Consider the following 6,000-nt stretch of genomic DNA (forward strand, 5'->3'; position numbering starts at 1 on the left):
GGCTGTTAGACATCGTGGAAGCTGGTTTCGCACAACAACTGCTGGAGTACAGCCCGGACGCGCTCTTGCTGGTCGGTCAGGACGGAGCCATTTCCTTCCTCAATGCGGCCGCGGAACGGCTCTTCGGCTATTCCCGGGCGCAGCTGCTCGGCGCGGACCACAGCATGCTCCTGGCCGAGGCCTCGCGGGAGGAATTCCACGCCGTCCTGGCCGGGCTGGGCACGGCCGCAAGCCCTGGTTCGCCGTACTCCGGCTCCCCGTCCGCCAGCTCCCCGTTCGCCGGCTCGGGCCGCCGCGCCGACGGCACCGAACTCCCGGTCGAAATCACCTGCTCGCTGGTCCCAGCCCCGGCCGGAGCGGCCGACGCCGGAACGTCCGTGGCCCTCTCCATCCGCGGCGCCGCCGGAGGGAACCCGGGCGCCGGCAGCGCCGGCCGTTCCCTCAGCGGCGACTTTGCCCGCCGTCGTACTTCCGGTTCAGCGGGAGCTTCTCTTTCCGGAGGTCCAGCGGCTGCTGCTCCGGCAGCGTTTGCCGAGCACGACGACGAACTCAAGGCCGGCTCGCTCCGCGACCCTTTGACGGCGCTGCCCAACGGCCCCCTCTTCAACGAGCGGCTCGCCGCGGCCCTGCGCCGCCCGGATCCGGTGGACATCCTGCTGCTGAACCTCGATGACTTCAGGCACCTCAATGACGTGCTGGGACGCTCCGCGGCCGATGAGCTGCTGGTGGAGGTGGCGAGCAGGCTGCGCAACTGCGTCCGCCCGCATGACACCGTGGCCCGGCTCGGCGGCGACGAGTTCGCGGTGCTGCTCACCGAGTGCCTCAACGCGGACGCGGTGGCCAAGCGGATCGCCGAGTCCCTCTACGCGCCCCTGCGCGTGGGCGGCTCCATGGTCCGGCCCGGCGTGAGCATGGGCCTGGCATCGAAGTCCGGGCAGACGCTGGACGGGGCGGAACTGCTGCGGCAGGCCGACGCCGCCATGACCGCGGCGAAGGCCTCCGGGAAGAACAACTGGCAGCGGTTCCGGCCGGAGATGCTGAGCACCGCGGCCCACAAGGCCGACGGCGATTCCGGGCTCCGGCGCGCCGTCGAACTGGGCCAGATCTCGGTGCACTACCAGCCCGTGGTCTCTCCCGGCATCGGTTCGGTGGTGCAGTTCGAGGCGTTCGCGCGGTGGGAACGGCACGGCCGGCTGGTCCCGCCGAACCAGTTCCTGCCCGTCGCGGAGCAGAGCGGCCTGATCCGAGAGATCGGCGATGAAGTCCTGCGCCGCGCCTGCGCCGAGATCCGGCCGTGGCTGGCCGGCGATCCTGCCTACAGTGTCGCCGTGAACGTCTCGGGCCTGCAGTTCCAGCACCGGGACTTCGCCGCGGACGTGCTCGCGATTGCCTCGTCCACGGGCGTTGACCCGCGCCAGCTCACCCTTGAGCTGACGGAGAGCGTGTTCTTCGACGCCTCCTCGGACGTGCTGGGCCAGCTGCGGCAGCTGCGCGGCGCCGGCGTGCGGATTGCCATGGACGACTTCGGCACCGGATATTCCACGCTTGGCCGGCTCCAGGAACTGCCCCTGGACAAGGTCAAGATCGACCGCTCCTTCGTGGCCATGATCAAGACCGGCCAGGAACAGCTCCCGTTCTTCGCCACCATGATCAGCGCCGCGCATGCCCTCGGCCTGAAGGTCACGGCGGAAGGCATCGAGACGCCCGCGCAGGCCAAGTACCTGATGGACCGCGGGTGCGATTCCCTGCAGGGCTACCTGTTCGCCAAGCCGGCCCCCGCCAGCCATCTGGCCGGGACCATGGAGAGTGCCCTGAACGCCCTGGACAAGGTCGACGCCGCGCGGTAGGCGGGAGCCCGCCGGCTCCGGGCAGCAGGCGGCCTGGGCCGCCGCTTTGGGGCGGTGCGGTCCTACAATCTGGAAGGAAACGGTGCGGTGGAAAGGAACGCCATGAGACTGCGCGTAGTGCTAGTCTTCCTGCTCCTGGCAGCCACCTCCTGCGGGTCACCTGCAGCCCTGTCCCCTTCCGAGGTGGTCGGGTCCTGGGTCTGTTCCGGGCCGGGCACTAAGTCGGGCGAGTTGACGATCGATGCAGATGGAACGTTCACTGGACACAACTTGCCTGGCCACGTCTTCTACTCAGTCTTTTCCAATCAACGCGCAGATACGGCGGACTGGAGTTCTCTGGATTCAATCAGAGGGACGTGGCGATTGGACTGGAATGAACAATCGAAGCAAACCGCAGTAGTCCTTGATATCCATGAAAGGTTTCAGGGTGCCCAGCTGATTCCCGGTGAGAGAAATGGCGCGATGGAATTGACCTATTTCATTGCAGATCCCGATGGGGACCAATATTTGGCTTTCCACCGCAACACCAATTAATTTGCACGATCTTCGTCGGCGAGAACCGGGGCCCGGATTGTGCCCGTGAAGAGCGACGCCCCCGCCTTTCTCCCTGGGCCATCATGCCGCTGCCTGTCTAAAGTGCGGGCCCACAATACGGCATAAACGTTGAGGGATCCTGGCCACAGGCCAGGATCCCTCAACGTTACTCAGATCAGCGCTTTTCGCAGGCGATGCCGTCGTTGTCACGGTCCAGGTCGTACTCGCCCCAGTGCCGCGCACCGCCGTCGTTGTAGCTGTACAGGGTGTTGTCGACGCGGAACGTGGTGACCGGCTTTCCGCTGGTCTTGTCGCGGGCGCCCTTCTTGCCGACGCCGTGCGGGTAGACCTTGTTCAGTTCCGTGCAGTTCTTGTACGACTTCGGCGCGGGCGCGGCGGATGCCGGCACGGCCGTAGCGCTCAGGACGACGGCGGATGCCGCCAGGGATGCGATAAGCAATTTCTTCAGGCGCACGTTTAAGAGCACTCCCCCAGGTAGAAGCCCTCGGCCGCGGATCGGCGAGGGGCAGGAAAATGCTAACCCACGATTTCGGCGTTTCCGGTGAGGCTCAGGGGCGGGGGTCCAGCTTGTCGAGGTCCTGGGCCACCATCGCCTCGCTGCGCTGCCACAGCGTCTTGGCCAGGCCCGCGTCGTAGGCCTGCTTGTTGGCCTTGGAGAGCGTCCGTTTGGCGTAGTAGGCGCCGGAGATCCAGTCGTGGCCCGGGGTGGCGTTGGCGAGCCACACAAGGGTGTCCGCGCCCTGGTCAGGGGTCAGCATGAAGCGCTTGAGGAAGGACTTGTAGGCCAGGCGCATGGGGCTCGTGGACTCGGCCGCGAAGTTGGTGGCCACGCCGCCGGGGTGGAACGCCGCCGTGGAGATCCCCTCGGTGTTGTAGCGGTTGTGCAGTTCGGTGGTGAAGAGGATGTTGGCGAGCTTGGCGTTGCCGTAGGCGCGGTTGGTGGAGTAGCTCGTGGCCGCGTCGAGGTCGTCGATGTCGAACTTGGCGAAGACCGAATTCGCGACGCTAGAGGTGTTGATGACGGTGGCCTGGCTGGCGGTCAGCACCTCAATCAGCTCGGTGGTGAGCAGGAACGGGGCCAGGTGGTTGACCTGGAAGGTCTTCTCGTGGCCGTCCACGGTGAGCTCGCGGGGTCCCATGATGCCGCCGGCGTTGTTCGCCAGGACGTCGATCCGCGGGTACTTTTCCTTCAGTTGCGCGGCCAGGGTCCGCACCTGGGCAAGGTCGGCGAAGTCGCTGACGAAGAAATCGGCGCCGATTTCGTTCGCGATCGCCTCGGTCTTCTGCGCGGAACGCCCGACGACGACCACACGTTCCCCCTGCCGGGCGAAGGTCCGCGCGGCGGACGCGCCGATGCCGTCGCTGGCTCCGGTGATGACGATAGTGCGCTCGGGCATTGAGGTGTCCTTAGAACGAAGCGATGGGCTGGTCTTTTGGAATCCAGCCCCGTCGAATTCTAACGAGTGCAACTGGGAGTTCGTTCCGCCGGAGCCGGGAGCCTTCCGGGACTCTGCTGGGAATCTCAGGCAACGCCTAGATGCGCAGCGGCGAGCGGAAACTCAGGGCCGTGCTGGCGTTCTGCAACTTCGGGCCGATGGCCAGCATTTCTTCGGTGGACCGGAGCAGGGAGTAGTGGTTGTAGTTGCCCTGGATAACGGTGCCCGGGACCACGGATGGTGCCACCACGAAATTGGGTATCGGAGTATCTTCGTCAAAAAGCACGAATATCGCCGTACGTCCCGCCCGGTAGCTTTGGCTGTTCAAGATGACCGGCAGCCATTGCGAGAGCCAGGTGTCGCCCGTCGCGACGCTGCAGTCATGCATGTCATTGCAAACATTCGGCACCACCACGGAGAAATTTGGCAGAGTGTTGTTGGCCAGGTCGCCTGCCAGCTGCCCCGCACTCACGGTGCCCAGGGGCACATTGTTGACCGCGCATGCCGCCCTGTCCCCCGTCCCTTGGTAGTAGATTTCGGGGTTGTGCCGCTCGGCATACAGGCCGGACGCGCTCAGCCGGCAATTCGAGGGCATGTCCTCCATATAGCTCTTATAGGACTGGCCGGACGTACGCACCTGCCGGAAGATATTGTCGGCCGTGATGGGCGGCAGGCCGCTCGGGCTCGAATCGGAAGTGACGCCCTGCGTGCTGCCCGATGTCATGGCCAGATAGCTTGGCAACGAGGGCAACCCCAGGCCGGCGTCAGCCCAGGTCGAAACCGACGCGCACTGGTTCGCCTTAGTGCTCATGTACGGCGCGCTGGCGTTCCCGATGACCTGTGAATAGGTCTTGTTCTCAAAAAGCACCCACATGACGTGGTCGTACTTCGCCGGAGGAGCGGTTGCCGTGCCGCACGGGTTGTCGCCGGGGGGCGGAGGCGGCGGCGGGGGCGGCGGAGGCGGGGGCGGCGGCGTCGCGTTCGTGGTGACAGTCAATCGAGGCCGTTGCGTGGTGACGGAAGTTTCCTTGGAACTGTAAATGACGCCGTCAGAGGATGTGTTGCTGATGCGGAACGAATACGTCCCGTCACCCTTAATCGCGCCGAAGAGATCAAACTCCACATAGGTGTTATCGGCAACAGCGCCGCGCGAAGCCACAATCGGCGTTTCCGCAACGGGCGCGTTGTTGAAGGTGATCGTGTTCTCACTCCAGGAGTTGTTGAGGACCCGTCGGACTTGGCCGCCTGAGTTGGATGGATCCGTAGCGAACAGCCGGAGCTTGGCGCCGGTGACGGTGCTGCCGGCTGTGCCGGTGACCGTGAGCTTGAGGAAAATCATCTCGACCGGCGAGTTATCAGCCTTGAGGCCTGTCGCGGTGCGGAAATTGATGGTGGGACTGTCGCGCTTCACGACGGCGTCAGCCGTGGTAGAAAAGGTCAGCGTGGCGGCTTCGGCGGGGCCGGCAATAAGGGAAATTGTGCCGGCCACGAGGAAAAGGACTGACACCAGGGAAATCCATTGGCGCCCCATCAAGGACCGGCTAAACCGACGCCCTTTCGTACCGTTCTTGCCCAAGGCGAAACCAGGATCTACGCGCATCGTGGGACTCCTATAAGGTCCGGTCGACGCACCCTGCGCCTTAGTGGTCCGTAGGAATTCAAACCCTAACCGGTCAAATCCGGCCCCTCAATGCGCATGACCAAAATAACTGGCCGTTTAAAGGTATTCCCAAGGTCCCGTCGGTTAAGGAAATGCCCAAGGTTTTTCCATGGTTCTTACGCATTGCCAGGGCTGCCCGGCTGATTCGCCAGGTGTTTGTGGTTTAAATGCGGGAGGACCCCAACCTGGTGGTTGGGGTCCTCGACCTGAATGGTGTTCCGGCGGTGACCTACTCTCCCACACCCTCCCGGGTGCAGTACCATCGGCGCTGTGGGTCTTAGCTTCCGGGTTCGGGATGGGACCGGGCGTTTCCCCCACGCTATGACCGCCGTAACCCTTGCTCCGCCACGGCCCCATGTGTCGGGGGTGGGGAAAACTGTGGTTACAACATCTGTGGTGTTGTTATTTGGTTGTGGTTTTGTTCCTCAAGCAACGGGTTTGTTGTTTGGGAACCACATAGTGGACGCAAGCAGTCTTGTTTCTTTGTACCACCCCTGGTGCG

Annotated in this window: 5 protein-coding genes and 1 rRNA gene; 2 read left to right on the top strand and 4 right to left on the bottom strand. The window is 64.3% G+C overall.

Translation table 11 applies throughout. The features are described from left to right. Positions 1–14 precede the first annotated feature (14 nt). Together C560_RS0108450 and C560_RS23320 are read left to right on the top strand one after the other, a co-directional pair. The gene (locus C560_RS0108450) at positions 15–1,847 is read left to right on the top strand and encodes a putative bifunctional diguanylate cyclase/phosphodiesterase (protein WP_051533057.1); all 1,833 of its coding nucleotides are present in this window, start codon (positions 15–17) and stop codon (positions 1,845–1,847) included. A 102-nt stretch (positions 1,848–1,949) separates the two neighbouring features. Next, positions 1,950–2,381, top strand: coding sequence for a hypothetical protein (locus tag C560_RS23320; RefSeq protein ID WP_155855759.1), 432 nt, complete (start codon positions 1,950–1,952; stop codon positions 2,379–2,381). Positions 2,382–2,556: 175 nt separating this feature from the next. Here C560_RS23320 and C560_RS0108455 read toward each other — a convergent pair whose 3' ends face one another. The 4 genes from C560_RS0108455 to rrf form a co-directional block, all read right to left on the bottom strand. After that, complete coding sequence (locus tag C560_RS0108455; protein ID WP_197026124.1) at positions 2,557–2,856, bottom strand: excalibur calcium-binding domain-containing protein; 300 nt, start codon at positions 2,854–2,856, stop codon at positions 2,557–2,559. Between the two features lie 94 nt (positions 2,857–2,950). After that, positions 2,951–3,799, bottom strand: coding sequence for an SDR family NAD(P)-dependent oxidoreductase (locus C560_RS0108460; protein WP_026537870.1), 849 nt, complete (start codon positions 3,797–3,799; stop codon positions 2,951–2,953). Positions 3,800–3,935: 136 nt separating this feature from the next. Continuing rightward, positions 3,936–5,438: a CBM96 family carbohydrate-binding protein gene (locus tag C560_RS0108465; RefSeq protein WP_081801653.1), complete on the bottom strand. Its 1,503-nt coding sequence runs from the start codon at positions 5,436–5,438 to the stop codon at positions 3,936–3,938. 276 nt (positions 5,439–5,714) lie between these two features. Beyond that, positions 5,715–5,831, bottom strand: a 5S ribosomal RNA gene (gene rrf / locus C560_RS0108470). Between the last annotated feature and the right edge of the window lie 169 nt (positions 5,832–6,000).

The organism is Arthrobacter sp. 9MFCol3.1 (assembly GCF_000620385.1).
GTDB lineage: Bacteria > Actinomycetota > Actinomycetes > Actinomycetales > Micrococcaceae > Arthrobacter.

Bases quoted from the DNA above. Each gene is read 5' to 3' on its own strand.
- C560_RS23320 (WP_155855759.1), top strand. From the start codon at position 1,950: ATGAGACTGCGCGTAGTGCTAGTCTTCCTGCTCCTGGCAGCCACCTCC.
- C560_RS0108460 (WP_026537870.1), bottom strand. From the start codon at position 3,799: ATGCCCGAGCGCACTATCGTCATCACCGGAGCCAGCGACGGCATCGGC.
- C560_RS0108465 (WP_081801653.1), bottom strand. From the start codon at position 5,438: ATGCGCGTAGATCCTGGTTTCGCCTTGGGCAAGAACGGTACGAAAGGG.